14 protein-coding genes are annotated in these 21,326 nt (G+C 62.7%); 6 read left to right on the top strand and 8 right to left on the bottom strand.

Annotation, left to right across the window (positions count from 1 at the left end):
* Window positions 1-24: 24 nt before the first annotated feature.
* The gene (locus BM338_RS17865; RefSeq protein WP_090453287.1) at window positions 25-483 is read left to right on the top strand and encodes a GNAT family N-acetyltransferase; all 459 of its coding nucleotides are present in this window, start codon (window positions 25-27) and stop codon (window positions 481-483) included.
* 58 nt (window positions 484-541) lie between these two features.
* Complete coding sequence (gene purH, locus BM338_RS17860; RefSeq protein ID WP_090453273.1) at window positions 542-2,152, top strand: bifunctional phosphoribosylaminoimidazolecarboxamide formyltransferase/IMP cyclohydrolase; 1,611 nt, start codon at window positions 542-544, stop codon at window positions 2,150-2,152.
* A gap of 81 nt (window positions 2,153-2,233) precedes the next feature.
* Here purH and BM338_RS17855 read toward each other — a convergent pair whose 3' ends face one another.
* A complete protein-coding gene (locus BM338_RS17855) occupies window positions 2,234-3,247 on the bottom strand; it encodes a bile acid:sodium symporter family protein (RefSeq protein WP_090453271.1) in 1,014 nt (337 codons plus the stop codon).
* Window positions 3,248-3,343: 96 nt separating this feature from the next.
* Here BM338_RS17855 and BM338_RS17850 point away from each other — a divergent pair, with 96 nt between their 5' ends.
* Both BM338_RS17850 and BM338_RS17845 read left to right on the top strand, forming a co-directional pair.
* Complete coding sequence (locus tag BM338_RS17850) at window positions 3,344-4,258, top strand: LysR family transcriptional regulator (protein ID WP_090453268.1); 915 nt, start codon at window positions 3,344-3,346, stop codon at window positions 4,256-4,258.
* Between the two features lie 63 nt (window positions 4,259-4,321).
* Entirely contained in the window at window positions 4,322-5,032 is a 711-nt protein-coding gene (locus BM338_RS17845; RefSeq protein ID WP_090453266.1) for a glutathione S-transferase, read from the top strand.
* Between the two features lie 409 nt (window positions 5,033-5,441).
* Here BM338_RS17845 and BM338_RS17840 read toward each other — a convergent pair whose 3' ends face one another.
* Both BM338_RS17840 and BM338_RS17835 read right to left on the bottom strand, forming a co-directional pair.
* Complete coding sequence (locus BM338_RS17840; protein WP_090453263.1) at window positions 5,442-5,873, bottom strand: EamA family transporter; 432 nt, start codon at window positions 5,871-5,873, stop codon at window positions 5,442-5,444.
* A gap of 33 nt (window positions 5,874-5,906) precedes the next feature.
* Window positions 5,907-6,395, bottom strand: coding sequence for a DUF2782 domain-containing protein (locus BM338_RS17835; RefSeq protein ID WP_255367359.1), 489 nt, complete (start codon window positions 6,393-6,395; stop codon window positions 5,907-5,909).
* A 168-nt stretch (window positions 6,396-6,563) separates the two neighbouring features.
* On the opposite strand from BM338_RS17835, the gene polA reads away from it, so the two are divergent.
* Together polA and BM338_RS17825 are read left to right on the top strand one after the other, a co-directional pair.
* A complete protein-coding gene (polA, locus tag BM338_RS17830) occupies window positions 6,564-9,329 on the top strand; it encodes a DNA polymerase I (RefSeq protein ID WP_090453259.1) in 2,766 nt (921 codons plus the stop codon).
* Window positions 9,330-9,688: 359 nt separating this feature from the next.
* Window positions 9,689-10,723 (top strand): LacI family DNA-binding transcriptional regulator, encoded by a 1,035-nt coding sequence (locus tag BM338_RS17825; protein WP_090453257.1) that lies wholly within the window; start codon window positions 9,689-9,691, stop codon window positions 10,721-10,723.
* A 491-nt stretch (window positions 10,724-11,214) separates the two neighbouring features.
* Here the strand turns inward: BM338_RS17825 and BM338_RS17820 are convergent, their stop codons facing one another.
* The 5 genes from BM338_RS17820 to BM338_RS17800 all read right to left on the bottom strand — a co-directional run bounded on the left by BM338_RS17820 (window position 11,215) and on the right by BM338_RS17800 (window position 21,325).
* Window positions 11,215-12,885, bottom strand: a complete 1,671-nt coding sequence (locus BM338_RS17820) for an alpha-amylase family glycosyl hydrolase (protein ID WP_090453255.1) — start codon at window positions 12,883-12,885, stop codon at window positions 11,215-11,217.
* Between the two features lie 8 nt (window positions 12,886-12,893).
* On the bottom strand, window positions 12,894-14,393 hold the full coding sequence (locus BM338_RS17815; RefSeq protein WP_090453253.1) for an MFS transporter: 1,500 nt from the start codon (window positions 14,391-14,393) through the stop codon (window positions 12,894-12,896).
* 283 nt (window positions 14,394-14,676) lie between these two features.
* Entirely contained in the window at window positions 14,677-16,872 is a 2,196-nt protein-coding gene (locus BM338_RS17810; protein WP_255367358.1) for an alpha-L-rhamnosidase-related protein, read from the bottom strand.
* Between the two features lie 51 nt (window positions 16,873-16,923).
* Complete coding sequence (locus BM338_RS17805; RefSeq protein WP_090453251.1) at window positions 16,924-18,918, bottom strand: glycoside hydrolase family 13 protein; 1,995 nt, start codon at window positions 18,916-18,918, stop codon at window positions 16,924-16,926.
* Window positions 18,919-19,015: 97 nt separating this feature from the next.
* Entirely contained in the window at window positions 19,016-21,325 is a 2,310-nt protein-coding gene (locus BM338_RS17800; protein ID WP_255367357.1) for a glycoside hydrolase family 31 protein, read from the bottom strand.
* Window position 21,326 lies beyond the last annotated feature (1 nt).

Raw genomic sequence — 21,326 nt, 5'->3', positions numbered from 1 at the left:
CATCTGCACGTACAAGGATGTCTCATGAGCGCCCTCGCACCGTCCGTCTCGCTTCGATCCGCCGCCTCGTCCGACCACGCTGATCTGATCCGCGTCTGGGAGGCTGCCGTACGCGCTACTCATCATTTTCTCGCCGAAGAAGACATCCTGTTCTTCCGCGATTGCCTGCCTTCGGCATTTGGACTGCTAAACGTCTGGGTCGCGGAGGAGGATGAGCACGTCGTTGGCTTCATCGGCATCTCGGGTCATCACATCGAGGCCCTGTTCATCGCGCCTGACCAACATCGCCGTGGCATCGGCCGACGCCTGCTCGACCACGTCATCGCTACTGCTCCCAGCGTTGCCTGGAAGGTCGATGTGAACGAGCAGAACCCTGAGGCGACACGCTTTTACCAACACTACGGCTTCGTGCAGATCGGGCGCTCCGAGCTGGACCCCAGCGGGCGTCCCTTCCCCTTGCTGCATCTGGTTCTGCGCCGCTAAAACGCCCCCAGCCCGCGCAGGGCTTATAATCGCGAGCTTTCCCGCAGGAACCCGCGTCATGTCCGCAGCTACTCCGGCACCGGTCCGCCGTGCCTTGCTCAGTGTCTCCGACAAAACTGGCCTGATCGACCTGGCCCGCCGGCTGGCCGCCAAGGGTGTGGAGCTGCTTTCCACGGGCGGCAGTGCCAAGGCGCTGCGCGATGCCGGGGTCCCCGTCAAAGACGTGAGCGATGTCACCGGCTTTCCTGAAATCATGGACGGCCGCGTCAAGACACTGCATCCGAAAGTGCACGGCGGACTGCTTGGCCGTCGCGGCACTGACGACGCCGTGATGGGCGAGCTCGGCATCGCGCCGATCGACCTGCTGGTGCTCAACCTGTATCCGTTTGAAGCCACCGTGGCGCGCGCGGATTGCACGCTGGAGCAGGCCATCGAGAACATCGATATCGGCGGCCCGGCGATGCTGCGCTCCGCAGCGAAGAACTGGAACGACGTCGGTGTGCTCACCTCGCCCGACCAGTACGAAGAAGCCATCGCCGAAATCGAACAACAAGGCGGGCTGACCCGAGGTACGCGTTTCAAGCTGGCGGTGGCCGCATTCAATCGCGTGTCCAACTACGACGGCGCGATCAGCGACTATCTCTCCGGCCTGCAACTCAACGACACGCAGGACGCCATCGCCGGCCACGATCGCTTCCCCGCCCAGGCCAACGGCCGCTTCGTGAAGCTGATGGATCTGCGCTACGGCGAGAACCCGCACCAGCACGCCGCGTTCTATCGCGACCTGTATCCCGCGCCCGGCACGCTCGCCACTTTCCGCCAGCTGCAGGGCAAGGAGCTGTCGTTCAACAACATCGCCGACTCCGACGCCGCGTGGGAATGCGTGCGCAGCTTCACCAAGCCGGCCTGCGTCATCGTCAAGCACGCCAATCCCTGCGGCGTGGCGGTGAGCCTCGAAGGCATCGGCCGCGCTTACGACCTGGCCTACCAGACCGATCCCACCTCGGCCTTCGGCGGCATCATCGCGTTCAACCGCGAGGTTGACGGCGCCACCGCACGCGCCATCGTCGAGCGCCAGTTCGTTGAAGTGGTGCTGGCGCCGGCCTATGCCGAAGATGCGCTCAAGGCCTTCGCCAAGAAGGGCAATGTGCGCGTGCTGGAAATCCCGCTGCCGGCCGATAGCTTGTTGATCGATGCGCATCCGGGCAACGACTGTCGCCGTGTAGGCTCCGGTCTGCTGATCCAAAGCGCCGACCGCGGCATGGTCACGGCGGAGGATCTGAAGATCGTCACCCGCCGTGCGCCGACCGAAGCCGAAGTCCACGACCTGATCTTTGCTTGGAAGGTAGCAAAATACGTCAAGAGCAATGCCATCGTCTACGCCCGCGACCGCCAGACCATCGGCATCGGTGCCGGCCAGATGAGCCGCGTCTACAGCGCGCGCATCGCCGGCATCAAGGCGGCTGACGAGAAGCTGGAAGTGCGCGGCTCGGTGATGGCTTCCGACGCGTTCTTCCCGTTCCGCGACGGCATCGATGCCGCCGCCGCCGCGGGCATCCGTGCAGTGATCCAGCCTGGTGGCTCGATGCGCGACGCCGAAGTGATCGCCGCTGCCGACGAGCACGACATGGCGATGGTCTTCACCGGCATGCGCCACTTCCGCCACTGACGGAACCCGTACCGCGTTACGACAAAAGGCCGATGCTCATGGCATCGGCCTTTTGTTTGCCTCAATCCAATGACGTCGTATTCATTCCGTCGAGCGCACGGTTACCGTCGATGCCTCCGCGTGCCGCGTCAGCTCAACCGGCCGCGCATAGCGGCGCGCCAACACCGCACAAGTCATCAGCTGGATCTGGTGGAACAGCATGATCGGCAACACGATCATGCCCAGCGGATGGCCTGCAAACAGCACCTTGGCCATCGGCACGCCACTGGCGAGGCTCTTCTTGGAGCCGCAGAACACGATGGTGATCTCGTCCGCGCGGTTGAAGCCCAGCGCGCGCGATCCATAGCGCGTCGCCAGCAACGCGAGTGCCAGCAAAATCACGTTGACCACCAGCAAGCCACCCAACACCGGCAGCGGCGTCTGCTTCCACAGGCCCTGCAGCACGGCGGCGCTGAAAGCGGTGTACACCACCAGCAGGATCGAGCCCTGGTCCACATAGGCCAGCATGCCGCGATGACGGTTGACCCAGTCGCCGATCCAGCGCTGCGCGACCTGCCCTGCGACAAACGGCACCAACAGTTGCAACACGATGGCACCGAGCGCATCCCAGGTCATCCCGCCCTGCCCATGCGATTCCATCATCAGCCCCACCAGCAGCGGCGTAATGAAAATGCCCAGCATGCTCGACGCCGAGGCCGCACATATCGCCGCCGGAATATTGCCGCGCGCCATCGAAGTGAACGCGATCGACGACTGCACCGTGGAAGGCAGCGCACACAGAAACAGCACACCCATGTACAAGTCCGGCGTCACCAGCGGCGCCAGCAACGGTCGCAATAACACACCCAGCAACGGGAACAGCACAAAGGTGCTGGCCAGCACCGTCAGATGCAGCCGCCAATGCGTCATGCCCGCCAGCACCGCCTCACGCGAGAGCTTGGCGCCATGCAAGAAGAACAGCAGCGCGATCGCCGCATCGGTCAGCACGTTGAACACCGAGGCCGCCGCGCCACGACAAGGCAACAGGCTGGCCGTCACCACGGTGACGATCAGTGCGCAGGTAAAGCGGTCGGGCAGAAAGCGGCGCAGTGACATGGCCTGACATCGGGCAACTCAGAAGAGGCCGCCATTGCAGCGTGCCAGCATTGATAAATCAAATCGTTTTATCTTATTCATTGATAGGATAAGCGCATGAATATCAGTCTGCGCCAGCTTCGCGCCTTCCTGGCCGTCGCCCGCCTGCGGCATTTCCGGCGGGCGGCCGAAAGCCTGCACCTGACCCAGCCCGCGGTAAGCCGGCATGTCGCCGAGCTCGAAGCCGAACTCGAAGTGCGGCTGTTCGATCGCAACACCCGCGAAGTAGTCCCCACCGAGGCCGGCCGCTATCTGCAGAGCGCCGTCGAACGCGTGCTGGACGAACTGGAGGGTGTGCTCGCCCACGTGCATTCGGAAAGCGAACGCCAGCGCGGCAAAGTACGCGTCGCCGCCGTACCCACCCTCTCCGCCGGCTTGATGCCCGCATGCATCGCCGCCTGCGCCCGCGACTATCCCGAACTCACGGTGCAACTGCACGATCAAGTGCAGACGCTGGTGCTCGACAGCGTACGCGGCGGCGAAGTGGACTTCGGCCTGGCGATCGAACCCGCCGACCGCGAATCCTTCGACAGCGAAACCATCCTGCAAGACCCTTTCATGCTGGTATGCCGGCGCGATCATGCATTCGCGTCGCTGCCCGACGTGCCGTGGAAGCAACTGAAGGGTCAGCCGCTGGTACTGCTCGACCACGCCTCCGGCAGTCGCCGCCTGATCGATCTTCAACTCGCCGCACTGCGCATCCAGGCACCGGTCGTGCAACAGACCGGGCACACCCTGACCGCATTCCGCATGGTCGAAGCCGGGCTCGGTATCAGCATTACTCCCCGACTCTCGCTGCCCGTTCCCGAAACGTTGATCACGCGGCCACTGACCCCTGTCGCCTATCGCGCCATCACCCTGATCCGGCGCCGGCATCGCTCGCTATCGCCGGTCGCCGAACTGGTGTGGACACGCATCCGCGAAACCGCAGCGCAACTCACCCAGACGCCGCGCAAGAGCAAAACGCGCTGAGCCTCTCCACGCCGCCTTGAACCTCCAGCGCTTACGGTCGTCGCTTCGACACCGGAGACCGCCATGCGCTACGAGCTCTATTACTGGACCGGCATCCAAGGCCGCGGCGAATTCGTGCGGCTGGCCCTGGAAGACGCTGGCGCCGACTACATCGACGTCGCCCGAAAAAAAGGCGACGACGCCATCATGCCCTTCCTGCACGGCGATCAACCCGGCGCACGCCCCTTCGCCCCACCCTTCCTCAAAGCCGGCCGCACTGTCATCGCCCAGACAGCCGCCATCCTGTTCTACCTGGGTCCGCGTCTCGGCCTTGTGTCGAAGAGCGAAGCCACGCAGCTCTATGCACACCAGCTGCAACTGACCATCTCCGACTTCATCGTCGAAGCCCACGACACCCATCATCCGATCGCCAGCGGCCTCTATTACGAAGACCAGCGCAGCGCTGCGAAAGAACGCGCTGCCGACTTCCGCCAACACCGCATGCCGAAATTTCTGGGTTACTTCGAGGACATCATCGAACAAAGCAACGGCAAACATCCCCTCGCACGCCACTCCTACGTCGACCTCTCCCTGTTTCAGGTCATGAGCGGCCTCAACTACGCCTTCCCCAACACCATGCGCCGCCTACGCCGCAAACTCCCTAACCTCAACGCACTTACCGAACGCGTCGCCGCCCGCCCACGACTCGCCGCATACCTGGCATCGCCGCGGCGCATTCCTTTCAACGAAGACGGCATCTTCCGCCGCTATCCAGAACTGGATGCGGCGCGCTAAAGCATGCTGCACGCTGTGCGACGAAATAGCAGCGTTATCCCGAGCACCCACCCCTCACCCCAGCCCTCTCCTTGGAGGGGAGAGGGAGCAAAGGCTATGCGCAGCCAACCTGTGATGAGCGATCAGACCCTAAAAGAACTATCCCGACGCCTGACACTGGAAAAGGCGCAGCTACAGAGCACACCGCTTGCTCTCAGGCCATTTCTCTTTGGTTACTTTCTCTTTGGGCCAGCAAAGAGAAAGTGACTCGGACCGCGGCAGCGGTTCGAAAGCCCGCGGCAGGCGAGCCAAGGCACGCAGACGCAAAAATCGGAGCGCACCACTACTGGATCCCTGCCTTCGCAGGGATGACGAGTAGGAAGGGATATCGCAAGAACCGAACTCTCTCCCGAAGGGAGAGAGAGAAAACCTAAAACATCGCGATGACCAACGCCCCCGCCAAAATCAACCCACCCCCAACCAACACCGGCCAACTAGCCTGCTCCCCAAGAAACAACAAACTAAGCACAATCACAAACGCCACACTCAGCTTGTCGATAGGGGCCACCTTACTCACCGGCCCCAACTGCAACGCCCGGTAATAACAAAGCCACGACAACCCCGTCGCCACACCCGACAACACCAGAAACACCCAGCTATGCCACGGCAACCCCGAAGGCTTCGCCCACTCGCCACGCAAACTGAGAATCCCGGCCGTCACCATCAGAATCACGATGGTGCGAATGAACGTGGCGAGGTTGGAATTGATCCCCGCCACACCGATCTTGCCGAACAACGCCGTGAGCGCGGCGAAGAACGCCGAGCCCAGCGCAAACAGCAGCCAGCTCTCGCGCAGATTCACCGGAGCACCCGCGTCATCGGCATGCGGGCCGGCTTACTTGCCGTCGCCAGCTGACTCCGCTTCCGCGGGCTTGCTCTTGCCCCACTCCATCACCTTGTACATCACCGGCTTCACCGGCTCCTGTGGGCCGCTCTGCGCGTGGTAATTGCCGTTGGCGTCGACCATATAGGTCTGCGGAATACCGGTCTTGGGCGTCACGATCACCATGTACAGCATGCCGCTGCGGCGGTATTCCTGGATGGTCTCCTCACCCTGCTTGCGCACGGTGACCTGCGGCGGCGGCTCGCCGCGCGCATCGCGCGGGCCGCTGTCCTGCATGGCCGGAAGAACCGGTGCCTTGCTATTGATGGCCTGCCCGCTGGCGGGCTTGGCCGGCTTCTTGGTGGCTGGCGGCTCCACCGCTTTGACACCCGGATCGTTCATGCCCGGCGGCGGTGGCGCCGGTGGCAGCGACTGGGATTGCGCAAGAGCCGGCAGGGCAACAAAGGCACCAAGAGCGGCGAGCAAGGCGACAGGTTTCATGATCACAACCTCCTCAGAAGAGCCGAGCATAGCAGCGCCCCGGCGACGCTCCGTGAAGCGCGACACGATGACGCCACGCCACACGGCGTATCGGCATAAACTCCCCACTCTCCATGCCCGCGAATGCGCCTGCTGGCGTTCCCGCCACACACAGACCTACGGCTCCCCATGTCCAAGCTCATCCTGATCGACGGCTCCTCGTACCTGTACCGCGCCTTCCACGCGCTGCCACCGCTGAGCAATGCGCAGGGCGAACCCACCGGGGCGCTGTTCGGCGTGGTCAACATGCTGCGCTCGACGCTGAAGGCGAAGCCGGAATACCTGGCCTTCGTCAGCGACGCACCCGGCCCTACGTTCCGCGACGAGCTCTACGACAAGTACAAGGCACAGCGCCCGCCGATGCCCGATGACCTACGCGCACAGGTCGACCCGATGCTCGCCATCGTCGGTGCGCTGGGCTTTCCCATCCTGCGTGTCCCGGGCGTAGAGGCCGACGATGTGATCGGCACCCTGGCCGAGCAGGCGCATGCCCAGGGCATCGAGGTGGTGATCTCCACCGGCGACAAGGATCTAGCCCAGCTGGTACGCCCTGGCGTGAGCCTGATCAACACCATGACCAACACCACCATGGATAACGCCGGGGTCATGGAAAAGTTCGGCGTGCGGCCGGACCAGATCATCGACTACCTCACCCTGGTCGGCGACACCGTAGACAACGTGCCCGGCGTGCCCAAGTGCGGCCCCAAGACCGCCGCCAAATGGCTGGCCGAATACGGCTCGCTGGACGGCGTGATCGCCAACGCGGACCACGTCGGCGGCAAGATCGGCGAGAACCTGCGCGCCGCGCTGCCGCAGCTGCCGCTGTCGCGCGCACTGGTGACGATCAAGCTGGATGTGCCGCTGGAACAAACCGTCACCGACCTGACCCTGCGCGACAAGCACATCGAGCAACTACGCGAACTGTTCACCCGCTACGAATTCAAAGCCGCACTGAAAGACCTCGAGAGCAACGAATCCCCCGTAGGAGCGCACCCTGTACGCGACCAGGCATCCGAGGAAATCGCCACCGCTCCAGCGCCAGATCGCGCGCAGGGTGCGCCCCTACATCAAGGCTTTGACCTCAGCGCACCGGGAACCTACGAACTCGTCACCACCCAGGCCCAGTTCGACGACTGGCTACAGCGCATCGCCAACGCCGAGCTGATCGCCTTCGATACCGAAACCACCAGCATCGACTCCATGCGGGCGGACATCGTCGGCCTCAGCCTGTCGGTGGAGCCGGGCAAGGCCTGCTACATCCCGCTGGCGCACGATTATCCCGGCGCGCCCGCCCAACTCCCGCGTGACAAGGTGCTCGCCGCGCTCAAGCCAATCTTCGAAGACCCGAACAAGGCCAAGCTCGGCCAGCACGCCAAGTACGACATCAACATCCTGTCGCACTACAACATCGTGGTGCGGGGGCTGAAGCACGACTCCATGCTGGAGTCGTATGTGTGGAACGCCACCGCAACGCGTCACGACATGGATTCGCTGGCCAGAAAGTACCTCGGCTACGAAACCATCAAGTACGAAGAAGTCGCCGGCAAGGGCGCCAAGCAGATTTCCTTCTCACAGGTGGATCTGGATACGGCCTGCCGCTACGCCGCCGAAGATGCCGACATCACCCTGCGCCTGCATCACGCGTTATGGCCACTGCTGCAGACCGAGCCGCGCCTGTGCAGCGTGTACCAGGACATCGAAATTCCGCTGGTACCGGTGCTGGCCGGCATGGAACAGCGCGGCGTGCTGATCGACGTCAACAACCTGCGCATGCAAAGCCAGCAATTAGGCAAGCGCATGCTTGAGCTCCAGCAGCAGGCATGGAAATCCGCCGGCCACGACTTCAATCTCGACTCACCCAAACAATTGCAGGCCGTGCTGTTCGACGAACTTGGCCTGCCGGCGAAGTTGAAGACGCCCACCGGCCAGCCATCCACCAACGAAGAAGCACTGGAAGCGATCGCCGAGGACCACGCGCTGCCGCGCCTGATCCTCGACTACCGTGGCCTGGCAAAGCTGCGCTCGACCTACACCGAAAAATTGGCCGAGATCGTCAACCCGCGCACCGGCCGCGTGCACACCAGCTATCACCAGGGTGCGGTGGCGACCGGGCGCGTGTCGTCGTCCGATCCGAATCTGCAAAACATTCCGGTGCGCACCGAGGAAGGCCGACGCATCCGCCAAGCGTTTATCGCACCGGAAGGCTGGGCGGTAATGGCCGCCGACTACTCTCAGATCGAGCTGCGCATCATGGCCCACCTGTCCGGTGACGAAGGTCTGATGCGCGCCTTCCAGGAAGGCGGCGACGTGCACCGCGCCACCGCGGCGGAAGTGTTCGGGCTCAAGCCGGAGGAAGTCAGCGCCAACCAGCGCCGCGCAGCCAAGGCGATTAACTTCGGCCTGATGTACGGCATGAGCGCGTTTGGCCTGGCGCGCCAGCTCGGCGTGGATCGCGGCGAAGCCAGCGACTATATGGCGCGCTATTTCGCCCGCTACCCGGGCGTGCACGCCTTCATGGAAGCCACGCGCGAACAGGCGCATCGCGACGGCTACGTGGAAACCATCTTCGGCCGCCGCCTGTATCTGGAAAACCTCAAGGCGCGCAATCAGGCACTGCGCGCCGGCGCCGAGCGTGCCGCGGTGAACGCACCCATGCAGGGCAGCGCCGCCGACATCATCAAGCGCGCAATGATTTCCGTAGCGGAGTGGCTCAAGCCTCGCGACGACGCGCACATGCTGATGCAGGTGCACGACGAACTGGTATTCGAAGTGCGCCAGGATGCCGTGGAAGAAGTGCGCGCCGCCGTAGTTGAGCGCATGTCCGGCGCTGCTGAGTTGCGCGTACCGTTGCTGGTCGAAGCCGGCGTCGGCGCGAATTGGGATGAGGCACATTGAACCTCATCACCTGCGGCCTTACCTCATTATTAGACGTCTAATTCGTTGAGTTTTCGTCAAATGAATCGCCCCTAAATTTTTTTCGTCAGCCTTGTGCAACTTTTCTCAATTCGCACGTTCTAAGTTCTCGGACGTACGCAACGGCGTCCGCGGCTCACCACCTCCCTGGATGAGCCATCCGGTAAGCGGGCCTTCCCCTGGGTCCCGCTTCCACCCCGCCCCGAGGGTTCCCCCCTAACCCTCGGGGCATTTTTTTTGCCCGCGCCCCGGGAAAGACGGCTGACGGTCAAAGCGGCTAGCATGCTGCCCACTCCGGTCGCGCCGGCCCGGCCGGCTATTCGCGAAAGGTTGCGATCACGGTGCAGAAGAAAGGCAAAGCCACCTCGTTCGACATCGCCCATCTGGCGGGGGTCTCCCAGTCCACGGTATCGCGCGCATTGCGTGGCAGCCCCCTAGTGAGCGAGGAAACCCGCCAGCGCATCCAGGCCGCCGCCGACGAGCTGAAGTACAAAGTCGACAAGAACGCCTCCAACCTGCGCACCCGCCATTCCGGCACCCTGGCGCTGCTGCTGTTCGAAGACCCGACGGCCGACGATTCGCACATCAACCCGTTCTTTCTTTCCATGCTGGGTTCGATCACCCGCGCCTGCGCCCAGCGCGGCTATGACCTGCTGGTCTCCTTCCAGCAACTCTCCCACGACTGGCACGCCGACTACGCCGACACCCGCAAGGCTGACGGCATCATCCTGCTCGGTTACGGCGACTACCTCGCCTACCGCGACAAACTGGAAAAACTGGTGGCCCAGGGCACCCGTTGCGTACGTTGGGGCGCCGTGCTGCCCGACCAGCCCGACACCTCCATCGGCTGCGACAACCTGCGCGGCGGCAAGGACATCACCGCGCACCTGCTGGAACAGGGCTGCCGCCGCATCGCCTTCCTCGGCGACGCCTCGAGCCACTACCCCGAATTCTTCGAGCGCTACCACGGCTACGCCCAAGTGCTGGAACAAGCCGGCCTCAGCGCCAACCCGGATTTGCAAGTCAACGCCGAAAGCACCGAACAATCCGGCTACACCGCCCTCGAAACCCTGCTCGACCGCCAAATCCCCTTCGACGCCGTCTTCGCCGCCAGCGATCTCATCGCCATCGGCGCCATGCGCGCCCTCGCCGACCACGGCAAAACCGTCCCCAACGACATCGCCGTCGCCGGCTTCGACGACATCCCCACGGCCAGCTTCATCAACCCCCAACTCACCACCGTCCGCCAAGACACTCAGCAAGCCGGCGAAGCCCTGGTCGACAACCTGCTACGCCTGATCCGCAACGAACCCGCGGAAAGCGCCATGCTTCCGGTGAACCTCATCGTGCGGAAATCCAGCGTGCGCGGACGCTGAAACGTCAGCCGTCCAGATAGCAACGCGATCCCAAGCGCCCACCCCTCACCCCAACCCTCTCCCCGGAGGGGAGAGGGAGATGTGGCGCTTCGACGGGGAATAACGATCAGACCTCGAAGAAAACGATCCGACGCCTGACACTGGAAAAGGCGTAGCTACAAAGCACACCGCCTGCTCTCAGGCCATTTCTCTTTGGTTACTTTCTCTTTACTCCGGGCATCCATGCCCTCCGCCCTTCGGGCCAGCTGCGCTGTTCGCACCCGCTCCTGCGGGTGCGTGGGCCAGCAAAGAGAAAGTGACCCGGACCGCGGCAGCGGTTCGGAAGCCCGCGGCAGGCGAGCCAGCGCACGCAGACCCGACAACCGAAGCGCACCACTCTGAATGACCAGCTTCGCTGTTGAAAAGCTCCTCCGGCCTACGCCGGAATGACGAGGTGGAGACTGTGTCGCAAGAACCGCCCCTCTCTCTCGAGGGAGCGGGGAAAAAAAGCATCAACGCGCTACGGGATGCCCCTTCTCCACCATCAGACGAGTCAGCTCGGCCACAAGATCGGTCCGCACCGCCACCGCATCCAGCACATAGACCTGCGCGTCATGCGCACCCACACGAGCCTTCAGCGAGCCACCCTCAGCCACCACCACCGACGCCCCGCCCAAGGCAGCCCTCCACTCGCCAGCCTGCAAATAGGAGCTCACCTCGATATCCGCCGCCGCATCGCCTTTGTTGAGCAGCACCAGCGCAACCTGATGCGAAGCTCCCTTCTGGTACACCCGATAAAAAACCGCCTGATCGCCCTCAATGCGCACCGGCAACATCAACCCACGCTGTAACGCCGGCAACTTCTCACGCAACTGCGCGATGCGTTTGAGCTGTTGATAGATCTTGCTGCGTGGCGCGGCGTCAATGCTCTTCTGCCCAAAATAATTGCGGTTGCCCTGATGCTCCGAGCGCCCACGCATAAAACCCACTTCCGAACCGTAGTAGATCGCCGGAATACCACGTGCGGTAAACAACCAGTTGTTGGCGTCAATGAAACCATCGTCGGTGGCATTGAGCCGCGCCATGTCATGGTTGTCGTAGAACGTCACCAATTCATACGGATTCGCATACGGCCCATTGCGCAGATACAGGCGCTCGGCAATACGCGCGTAATCGCTATGCGGGTGCTCGAACACCTCAGCCACGCGCTGACGCAGCGGAAAATCGAGCAGACTGATGCCGCCATTACGCTCCCAGGTGTACTGCCCGATGTTGTCCGGGCTGTAATCGAACGCCTCGCCAAACATGAAGAACCCAGGATGCTTCGCGCGGATGCGCGCGGAGAACTGCCGCCAGAAGTCCGTCGACATATGGCTGATAGTGTCGATACGAAACGCATCGGCGCCCTGGTCGATCCACTGCTGATAGGCACCCACAAAGTAATCCAGCACCGCCGGATTCTCGTCGTCGTTGTTCGACAGCTGCGCCAGATCCTCGTACGAATGATAGAAGCGGTGTAGCGGGTTGCGCACTGGGTCGAGCTGATCGGGACGCAGATTCTGGTGATCGGCAATCAACTTGCCGTCCCTGTCGAAAATCTGCCCGAACTGCGGTTGCGCCTTGGGCATGCCGAAAGCCGGCGAGCCGTGGTTGGCGACGATATCGAGCACGGTCTTCAGCCCCTGCGCGCGCATCTTGTTGGTGAACTGCGCGAAGTCCAGATCCTTGCTCGGCAGATGCTCGTCGAGCTTGTAGAAATTCACGCCCCAATAGCCGTGATAACCCGCCTTGCCACGGTCGGCCAAGGAGGCACCCCAGGTCACCTGATCGCCACCGGTGAAAGCCTCATCCGGGTTGTCCACGATCGGGGTAATCCACACCGCGCCGAACCCCATCCCGCGAATGTACTTGGCGTTGTCGAGCACGCCTTTGAAGTCGCCGCCGAGATAGCCGATGTTGTCGGTCTCACCATTCGGCCCCTGCACCGGAATGTCGAAGGTGTGATGCGCACCGCCCTGGTCGCGGTGATCGTTGGAGGGATCGCCGTTGACGAAACGGTCGGTCATCACGAAATAAATCGCGTTGGAGGCGAACGGCTTATCAGTGCCGTAGAACTCCGTCTGCGCAGCAGCGGCCTGCCCCGCCGCCAGAGCGAGGGTAATGCCCAACATAAGGGACTTCATGATCCGCGCTAACTCCCGGTGGTAGCGGTGGCCGGCGCCGCATCCACCACCGGCTCACGCACACGCAATACGCAAAGGCCGGCAATGAACAGACTGGCGCCGCCAAGGGCCAGCGCATAGATCGGCTGGCCGTGGAAAAACATCCTCAACAGCAGGCCCAGCACACTGGCGGCCATGAGCTGCGGAATGACGATGAAGAAATTGAAGATGCCCATGTACACGCCCATCTTCTGCGCCGGCAGGTGGTCCGACAGCAGCGCGTATGGCAGCGACAGGATCGAAGCCCAGGCGAAACCCACGCCCACCATCGACAACATCAGCCAGTGCGGGTCGCGGATCAGCAGGAACGACAACAGTCCCGCACCACCCAGCCACACGTTGATCAGGTGACTGATGCGCAAGCCCCAGCGCCTCACCATCCACGGAATCACGATGGCTGCCAGCGCCGCGAAACCGTTGTAGGCGGCGAACAGCACACCCACCCAGTTGGCACCTTCGTTGTAAGCCGCCGAATGCGTGTCGCTGCTGCCGAAATGCACCTGGGTCACGCCGGCCGTGGTGTAGATCCACATCGCGAACAACGCGAACCATGAAAAAAACTGCACCCATGCGAGCCGCCGCATCGTATCCGGCATCGCATACATGTCGCCCATCACCTGGGTGAACATGCTGGTGCGGCTCGAGCGGCTCAGCCATAGCAGGGCCACGCCATAGACCGCGACGCCGCCGGTAAGCAGATAAAGCTCGCGCTCCAGATGCAGCCACGCGACCAGCGCGGTACAGGCCATACCCGCACCCAGCCAAAGCAGGCCGTTGCGATGGGCCGAGCCTTTGTCCACCTGCGCAGCGTCGGCAGGCCGCTCGATATCGAAGGCGCGCAGCGCATCCGGCGGATACTCGCGCGACGAAATCACTGTCCACGACACCGCGCCAAGCACCACCGCACCGCCGATATAGAAGGCGTACTTCACCGTGTCCGGAATGCCGCTTGCGCCGGGATCGTTGCTGACCCCCATGCGCGTCAGCAGCCACGGCAGCATCGACGCCACCACCGAACCGATGCCGATGAAAAAGCTCTGCATCGCATAGCCCAGCGGCCGCTGCCGCGTGGGCAGCTGATCGCCGACGAAGGCGCGAAACGGCTCCATCGAAATATTGATCGATGCATCCATAATCCACAGCAGCCCCGCCGCTACCCACAGCATCGGCGCGTTGGGCATACACAGCAGGGCCAGCGTGGTCAGCACAGCGCCGACCAGAAAATACGGACGGCGACGGCCGAGCTTGGTCCAGGTGCGATCGGAATAATGGCCGATGATGGGCTGCACGATCAGGCCGGTCAGCGGCGCCGCGACCCACAGGATCGGGATGTCGCTCATATCGGCGCCGAGGGTCTGGAAGATCCGGCTGACATTGGCGTTCTGCAACGCCAGGCCGAACTGGATGCCCAGGAAGCCGAAACACATGTTCCAGATCTGCCAGAACGACAGGGCGGGTTTTCTGTTCATGGCTGCGCGGCTTCCCAAGAGCCTGTTTATGGTCTCCCCGTGGCCCGCGCCGGGATCTGTTTGCGCGCAGGCCAAGGAAGAGTGAAGGAGTGTACGTCCGTACACGACTGAGTGATGACGCCGGCCTGCGGGCAAACAGACCCGGCCCGGAGGGTTGCTGTTGAATGGCCGCCATGCGGCAGCGCGCGGCTTGATCTGGCAGCCAGCCAGGTGCTGCGCCACGCGCTACCACCTGACAGCCATTCAACAGCAACGCGAGCCACGGGGAGATCATAAACAGGCTCTAAGGCAATGGCGTCACCAGCAGGTCGCCGATCCTGGCCTGATTCAACGGTCCGTCGATCCCGCCCTTGCCGCCGGTGTAATGCCCGAAATGCCGAAGGTAGGTCATGTTGAAGCCCGGCTCCAGTGCAAAGCGGCAAAGCGCGCCGGCGTGTGCGATGAAACTGCCGCTGGTGGAACGCTGCTGGCCCAGGCTGTGCGGCAGCACCAGTGGCACCGCCTGCGCTTCGCCGCCTTCGCAACGCACCGTCAGCACCTGCACGGCGGCGGTGATTCCGGTGTTGATGGGGCCATGATCGTTGGCGTAGTCCAGAGCCAACTGAAAGCGACCCGTGGCCGATGCCTTCCACTCGCGCGGCCACTCGCCAGCAGGGCGCGCGGCGTTGCCCATGCAGACCGATGGACTATGCAGCGACTCAACGCCGTTGTCGCCCGTGCGCGTCACACTGAAACACTGCTGCGCTGCCAACTTCGGAACCAGCGTGCCGCCGCGGATCGTGCCGTCCTGTACGCCGTTGATGTAGAGCACAGCCTCGCCCTTCACGGCGACCTTCCACGAGGTGCCTTCCGCCGAAACGGTGGGCGCATCCGGTGTGGCGGGCGCGAACAAGGGCGCATTCGTGCGCAACGGCGAGGCCGCCACCTTGATCGCCTTCAGACTCACCACCGTATGCGCACCTTCACGACGCTCGCGCTCGGCCACTAGCAGGTTGCCATCCAGTTTGGCCGGACGCAGCAGCATGATGTCGCGATCGCCCAACGTGAGCTGGATACGATCCTTGTCGCCAAACAGCATCGGTACCAGCGACGCCGGCAGCTTCGGCTGGATGTGTCCATCCGCCTGCAGGCCGAACACGCCCTCGATCGCCATGTCGAGATAGCCCGCCACCGACCACAGCTGGCGTGGCGAATCCACTACCGGCCCACTCAATGCACCATCGTCCACGTGCACGGCCTGCGTGGTCAGCTCGAAATTCTCCATGTTCGACCCGGCCAGCGCGGCGCCGCGCATCAGCGAACGCAGCTCGTGCGCGATGCGCTCGGGGTCGTCCACCGCGCGCGCCGCACGCAAGGCGTACGCACTCACAAACGGCCAGATCGCGCGGTTGTGATAAATCGGCACGTCGGCGCGTTCCGGCCAGATCACCGGGCTGCCGGCCTCCCACACCGGGTAGTTCGCCAGCGCCTGCCGCGCATGCGCCGCATCGGCCACCCCACTGGTGATCGCCAGCGACAGGCCAAGCAGGTCGTACGTCTCGTAAGGCACCGGATGATCGGCACCGCCGATGTAGCTCATGTACTGCCCACGATCGGCACGCCAGAAGCGCGCGTTGATCGCCGTTTTCAATGTCTGCGCCTGCGCCGCATAGATAGCCGCCTTGGTGGCATCCCGTGATTCGGACATCTGCGCGGCCAGCTGCAGCGCCTGGTAATGCAGCACATTGGTGGAGAGCGCGAAGGATTGGCCGATGAACGTCACCTCCTTGGCCGTCCAGCCGGGATAGCTCTGCTCGCGCCAGTCGAGGAACGACGTCTCGCCGCGATACAAGCCCAGCTGCGCATCGAAGATGTAGTACCGGTCCTGCGCCAGCGTATCGGTCAATGCCCGGTACACCTCATCGGCGAAAACCTTGTCGTCGAGCAGATGGCGCGCGGCGAGGAACCACACGATGCGGTCCGTGCTGATCGGCCAGCTGCCGCCGGAGCCAGTGTCCTGCATCACATAGTGCTGCATCACAGACGCGCCAGCCGGCGCGGAGGGTTCGCGCACGTCCGAAAGCTTGAAGCGCAACGAGGCTTTCGCACGCGTCGGATCGAGCCGCCACAGGGCGAGATCAACCGCGTACGACAGGTCGCGCGTCCACACGTAGTGCCATTTTTCGCCAGTCTCGAAACAGGCGCAGGGAATCGATTTCCCGTGATCGAATGCGTCGTCCTTGATGGCCGCCACCGAGTCCAGGCGTAGATCGTCCTGCGCCATCGCGAACAGGCCGTCGAACAATGGGCTGGCCGTCTTCACTGAAAGCTTTTGCGTCCCTATCCGTCGCTCGCCGGCCGGCATGTGCAACACATAACCACCGGGCACGACCTCCATCGTCGCGACCTTGCCCTGCCATTCGAGCTGGTCATGCCAGTCCGCAGGCGCGGCAACCTGACCCAGCGCCACCGCACCCGCGAGCACACCCAGCATCAGCATGTGCTTACCGCGATCAATTCAACCTGCATCAAGTACTCCCGCCGTATGTCGTCATTGCGCCAGGATCGCCCCGTAATGGCCGTTGACGCTCACTGTCACGTTACCGCCGCTCACCGTGTAAGTGTTGCCACTAAGAAGGTCGGTGACCGTGCTGCCGTTGGTCATGCTCAACTGCCACACCGGTACGGTGACCGTGTGCGTGGCGCTGTCGTTGTTCAGGGCCACCGCGACCCGGTGATTCTGGTCGAAGCGGCCATAGCTGTAGAGCTTGTTGGTGTCGTCCGTCAGCAGACTCATGAACGAGCCGGTGCGCAAGGCAGCGTACTGATTGCGGATCGCGATCAGCTTCTGGGTCAGCGCCACCGCCGCGTTGGTGGTGGTGCCCTGGGTCCAGTCGAAGCTGCGGCGATTGTCCGGATCGTTGCCGCCCTGCATGCCGTACTCGTCACCGTAGTAGATCGTCGGCGTGCCCACGTAGGTCATCTGAAAGATCAGCGCCAGATAGGTCTTCCAGATATCGCCGCCGGCACGCTGCGCGAAGCGCTGGATGTCGTGGCTGGTCAGGAAGTTGCTCATGGTCTGCTGCACATTGGTCGGGTAATTGGACCGCGTGCCATGCAGCCAGCTGTCGAACTGGCTGGCCGGGATCGACGCGGCGTTGCCGCTGTAGTCGTAGCCGTTGATCCACTCCGATAGCGGCTGGGTGAAGCCGTCGTAGTTCAGCGCGCTGTCCCATTCCTTGCCGTTGCTGGTCCAGGGATTCGCATTGCCCCAGAACTCGCCAAGGATTTCAGCCTGTGCGTTGACCGATTTCACCGCCGTGCGCAGCTCGGCCATCACCTGATGGTTCACCGCATCGCTGCCGTTGTTGCCACCAGCGTCGATGTACTGCGGTGCATCCAGGCGCCAGCCGTCGATGCTGTAAGGCGACGACAGCCAGGTTTTCACTACCGAGGTGCTGCTGCCATAGATCTGGTTGCGCACCGCCGAGCCCGTGCTGCCGTAATCCAGCTTGGGCATGCTGGAATAGCCGAAGAATGACGAATACGTGCCAGGCCACTGCTGGAACGTGTAGTAGCCGTACCACTGGCTGCTGGTCGATTCATACGCGCCAAGCGTGCTCCACCAGTTGTATCGATCGAACCACTGACTGGTATCGCCGGTGTGATTGAACACGCCGTCCAGGATCACGTAGCCCTTTGGCCCGTTGCTGCTGCTATGCACGTCGGTAATCAACTGCTGCAAGGTGGCATTGCTGCCGAATGCCGGATCGACGTGGTAGTAGTCCTCGGTATCGTACTTGTGGTTGGTAGGCGAAGTGAACACCGGATTGAGATAAACGATATTCGCGCCCAGCGTCTGCTTGATATAGCCCAGCTTCTGGTCCACGCCGGCCAGATCGCCGCCGAAGAACACCAGATTGTTGGAGCCGCCGTTGATCGCGAACGGACTGCCGCCCCAGGCCACCTTTTGCGTGGACTGCCCACCGTAGGTGTACTGGCCGGTCTGCACGTCGTTGCTGGTGTCGCCGTTGTAGAAGCGGTCCGGGAAGATCTGATAGATCACCCCGTTCTTCATCCAGTCCGGGGTCTTGAAGCCGGGAATGATGAAGAAGTCGCCAGCCGATGGCTCGCTGCTGGTCACGCCGGCCGCGTTGTACCAGGCGGTAGCGGTGCCGTCGTTGATCTGGAAGCGGTAATACTTCTCGGAGGAACTGGCCGGCACGGTGCCCTGCCAGTAGTCGAAGTTGCCGGTCGCATCGTTCGACACCCAGTGCATCGCCGCCCAGTGGAACGCGCCATCGGCACTGTCGTAATACTTGATATTGGCGCTGGTGATGTCGCCCTTGTACGTGCGGAAGGTCAGCGTGACGGCCTGACCGGAGGTAGGTTCGGGGCTGCTGTCGTACAGCGGCCCCTGATCATGGAACAGGCCAGCCCACTCTACGTTGTTATCGTTGCTCGCCGCCTTCGCCTGCCCATAAGGCAAGGCCACGCAGCACAACGTCAATGCCACCGCCAACGCGCGCCGATGCATCAATTCCATGTTGCCACTCCTCTCGTCAGATGGATGGAACAGCCCAATACCGCACGGCTCGCTCCCATCCCCGACTGGAGCTTCCGCGCAATCTAAACTCAATCAGTCAATGCGACATTCCCAAAGCGATTTTGCGTGACTGACCTGCCTTCACCTTTAGCCAGGTGATTGGCCCGAAGCGGTCGCTACTCTTCGCCCAACCTTCATCGGCGGTAGCGCGCAAAGCGTCCGGATTCGCAGCTTCGCTCCACGCCTTATCCACATTGTTCACCGCCGTCGCCGCAATGCCATGGATCTTCACCAGGTAATACGCCAGCTCCGGATGGAAGCTTCCGGTGGCTGCATCGGTCTCGAAGCTCACGGTGTCACCCTGGCGTTGCGCGGCTAGCGTCTGCAGGAAGTAGGCCCCGCGCTCGTAGCCATAACTCACACCGTCATCGTCGTAATACTCGAAGGTGCGACGCGACGTGGCCGGAAACACCTCGACATCGACCTCGCGCAGCGGCTTCTCGCCCACGTAGTTCATCGGTGCCTGCATCGGAATGATCGCGCCTTCGCGAACGAACAGCGGCATATCCGACCAGGTCTTGCTATCGATCGCGTAGTGGATGGTTTGGCCACCCTCGTAAACTCTGCCCGTGGCGTAATCGGCCCAATGGCCCGCCGGCAGATAAATGTCCTTGACAGTCTGGCCCTGCTCCACCACCGGCGACACCAACAGCGCGTCGCCGAACATCCAGGCATCGATGTCTTCGCGCACATTGGCGTCGTCCGGCCAGCCGAACAGCAGCGGACGCACCAGGCCTACGCCGGTCTGCCGGCGCTGATATTCGTAGGAGTAGATGTACGGAAGCAGCGCGTAGCGCAAACGGATCGCCTCCGTAGCCGCCTTCTCGGCCACGGGCCCATACATCCAGGGCTGGCGCTTCTGCCCCAACTCGCCGTGCACGCGGAAGATCGGCGTGAACGCGCCGAACTGGATCCAGCGCGCGTAATTTTCCGGTGTCGGCGCGCCATGCCTGATGTCGCCTTTCTTGGACGTGTCCTTCTTAAACCCGCCACCATCCATGCCCCACTGCATCGCGCCAACGTTGATCGCGCTGAGCATGCGCTGGCGCTGCCCTTTCATGCTGGCGAAACCGGTATGGATGTCACCCGACCACAGACCGTAGGCGTAGCGCTGCGAGCCCAGGTAGAAATTGCGATTGATCGACCACACACGCTGATCGCCATGCGCACGCTGGCCCTCATACAGCGCACGCTGCATGTTCATGAACTGCGTGTCGCTGTCGAGGTTATCGGCCTCGTCATTCCACCAGCCGACCACGCCGGTGTCGAAGGAATGTTTCAGCGCGTCGTTGAAGAACCACGCACGCGCCTCGGGTTTGTCGAAATCTACTTCGCGGATGGTCTTGTTCGAGAAGTAGTCCGGGCTGGGCTTGCTTGCCACCGACCAGAGGCCGTGCTCAGTGGCATAGCGACCTTCCACCGTATCCAGGTGCACCCGCGGCTTCATGATGCCGGTGATGCGCACCCCTTTCGCATCCAGCACGGATTTCAGCTTGCCGCTGGGACCGTCGGGAAACTTCACCGGGTTCCAGCGGAACTCGCCGTAGTTGTCTTCGCCCCAGGCTTTCCAGTCAAAATCCAGGGTCATATTGTCGAGCGGGATCTGCTTCGCGCGATAGGTATCGACAATGTCCAGCAGTTCCTTCTGGTCGATGCCCCACTGGCTGTTGGTGAAACCCATCGCCCACTTCGGAAACAGCGGCGTGTGGCCACTGATCGTCGCCAGCGCCGCAAACAACTGGGCAGGCGAACCGACAAACAGATAAACGTGCCGGATCCGCTGATGCTTGCTCTGTGCCGACACACGACCATCGGCGAGCTTGAAGTTCACCCGCTCCGCATCGACCAGCACGCCATAACCCGAAGTACTCCATACAAAAGGTGCCCCGGCAAAACCTTGTTCGCCAGCCTTCGCTACCTGCGCACCCCTGCGTTGCAGCCCGCCATCGGCACGCTCGAACGCGTCATAGCCGTGGATGCCATACAACGCGTCTTGCTTGCCGTGTTGCGCGATCAATTCGCCGCGCGCCAGTGCAGCGAGATCGATCTGCAGCAGAACACGATGTGTTGCGTTCTCCAGGACCAGCTTGCCGGCCTTTGCCTGCCTGCGCAGAGTGGCCTGTCCAGAGGTTTGCGACCACTCGGCGCTATTCTGTGCCGCCACCGGTACGTTGCATGGCGGAAGATGTAGCGCTGGGTCGACCACCGCCGTGGGTGTGATCGGCGCAGCGTTCTTCAGCGTGTAGCTGAGCTCGACGATGTTCGGCGTCAGGAAGCGCGCCGTCACATCGCCCTGTGTTGGCACCGGTTCCGTGATCGATGCGCTATCCGTACCCGACGTCGACATG

Origin of the sequence: Dyella sp. OK004 (assembly GCF_900114495.1) — a bacterium.
Lineage (GTDB): Bacteria > Pseudomonadota > Gammaproteobacteria > Xanthomonadales > Rhodanobacteraceae > Dyella_D.
This window is presented reverse-complemented; position numbering and strand designations above follow the sequence as displayed.

What these genes read in the sequence shown, in the direction of transcription:
- BM338_RS17865 (WP_090453287.1), top strand. Translation starts at nt 25, where the DNA reads ATGAGCGCCCTCGCACCGTCCGTCTCGCTTCGATCCGCCGCCTCGTCC.
- BM338_RS17845 (WP_090453266.1), top strand. Translation starts at nt 4,322, where the DNA reads ATGCGCTACGAGCTCTATTACTGGACCGGCATCCAAGGCCGCGGCGAA.
- BM338_RS17815 (WP_090453253.1), bottom strand. Translation starts at nt 14,393, where the DNA reads ATGAACAGAAAACCCGCCCTGTCGTTCTGGCAGATCTGGAACATGTGT.
- BM338_RS17805 (WP_090453251.1), bottom strand. Translation starts at nt 18,918, where the DNA reads ATGGAATTGATGCATCGGCGCGCGTTGGCGGTGGCATTGACGTTGTGC.
- BM338_RS17850 (WP_090453268.1), top strand. Translation starts at nt 3,344, where the DNA reads ATGAATATCAGTCTGCGCCAGCTTCGCGCCTTCCTGGCCGTCGCCCGC.
- BM338_RS17800 (WP_255367357.1), bottom strand. Translation starts at nt 21,325, where the DNA reads ATGTCGACGTCGGGTACGGATAGCGCATCGATCACGGAACCGGTGCCA.
- BM338_RS17855 (WP_090453271.1), bottom strand. Translation starts at nt 3,247, where the DNA reads ATGTCACTGCGCCGCTTTCTGCCCGACCGCTTTACCTGCGCACTGATC.
- BM338_RS17820 (WP_090453255.1), bottom strand. Translation starts at nt 12,885, where the DNA reads ATGAAGTCCCTTATGTTGGGCATTACCCTCGCTCTGGCGGCGGGGCAG.
- purH (WP_090453273.1), top strand. Translation starts at nt 542, where the DNA reads ATGTCCGCAGCTACTCCGGCACCGGTCCGCCGTGCCTTGCTCAGTGTC.
- BM338_RS17835 (WP_255367359.1), bottom strand. Translation starts at nt 6,395, where the DNA reads ATGAAACCTGTCGCCTTGCTCGCCGCTCTTGGTGCCTTTGTTGCCCTG.
- BM338_RS17810 (WP_255367358.1), bottom strand. Translation starts at nt 16,872, where the DNA reads ATGCTGATGCTGGGTGTGCTCGCGGGTGCGGTGGCGCTGGGTCAGGTT.
- polA (WP_090453259.1), top strand. Translation starts at nt 6,564, where the DNA reads ATGTCCAAGCTCATCCTGATCGACGGCTCCTCGTACCTGTACCGCGCC.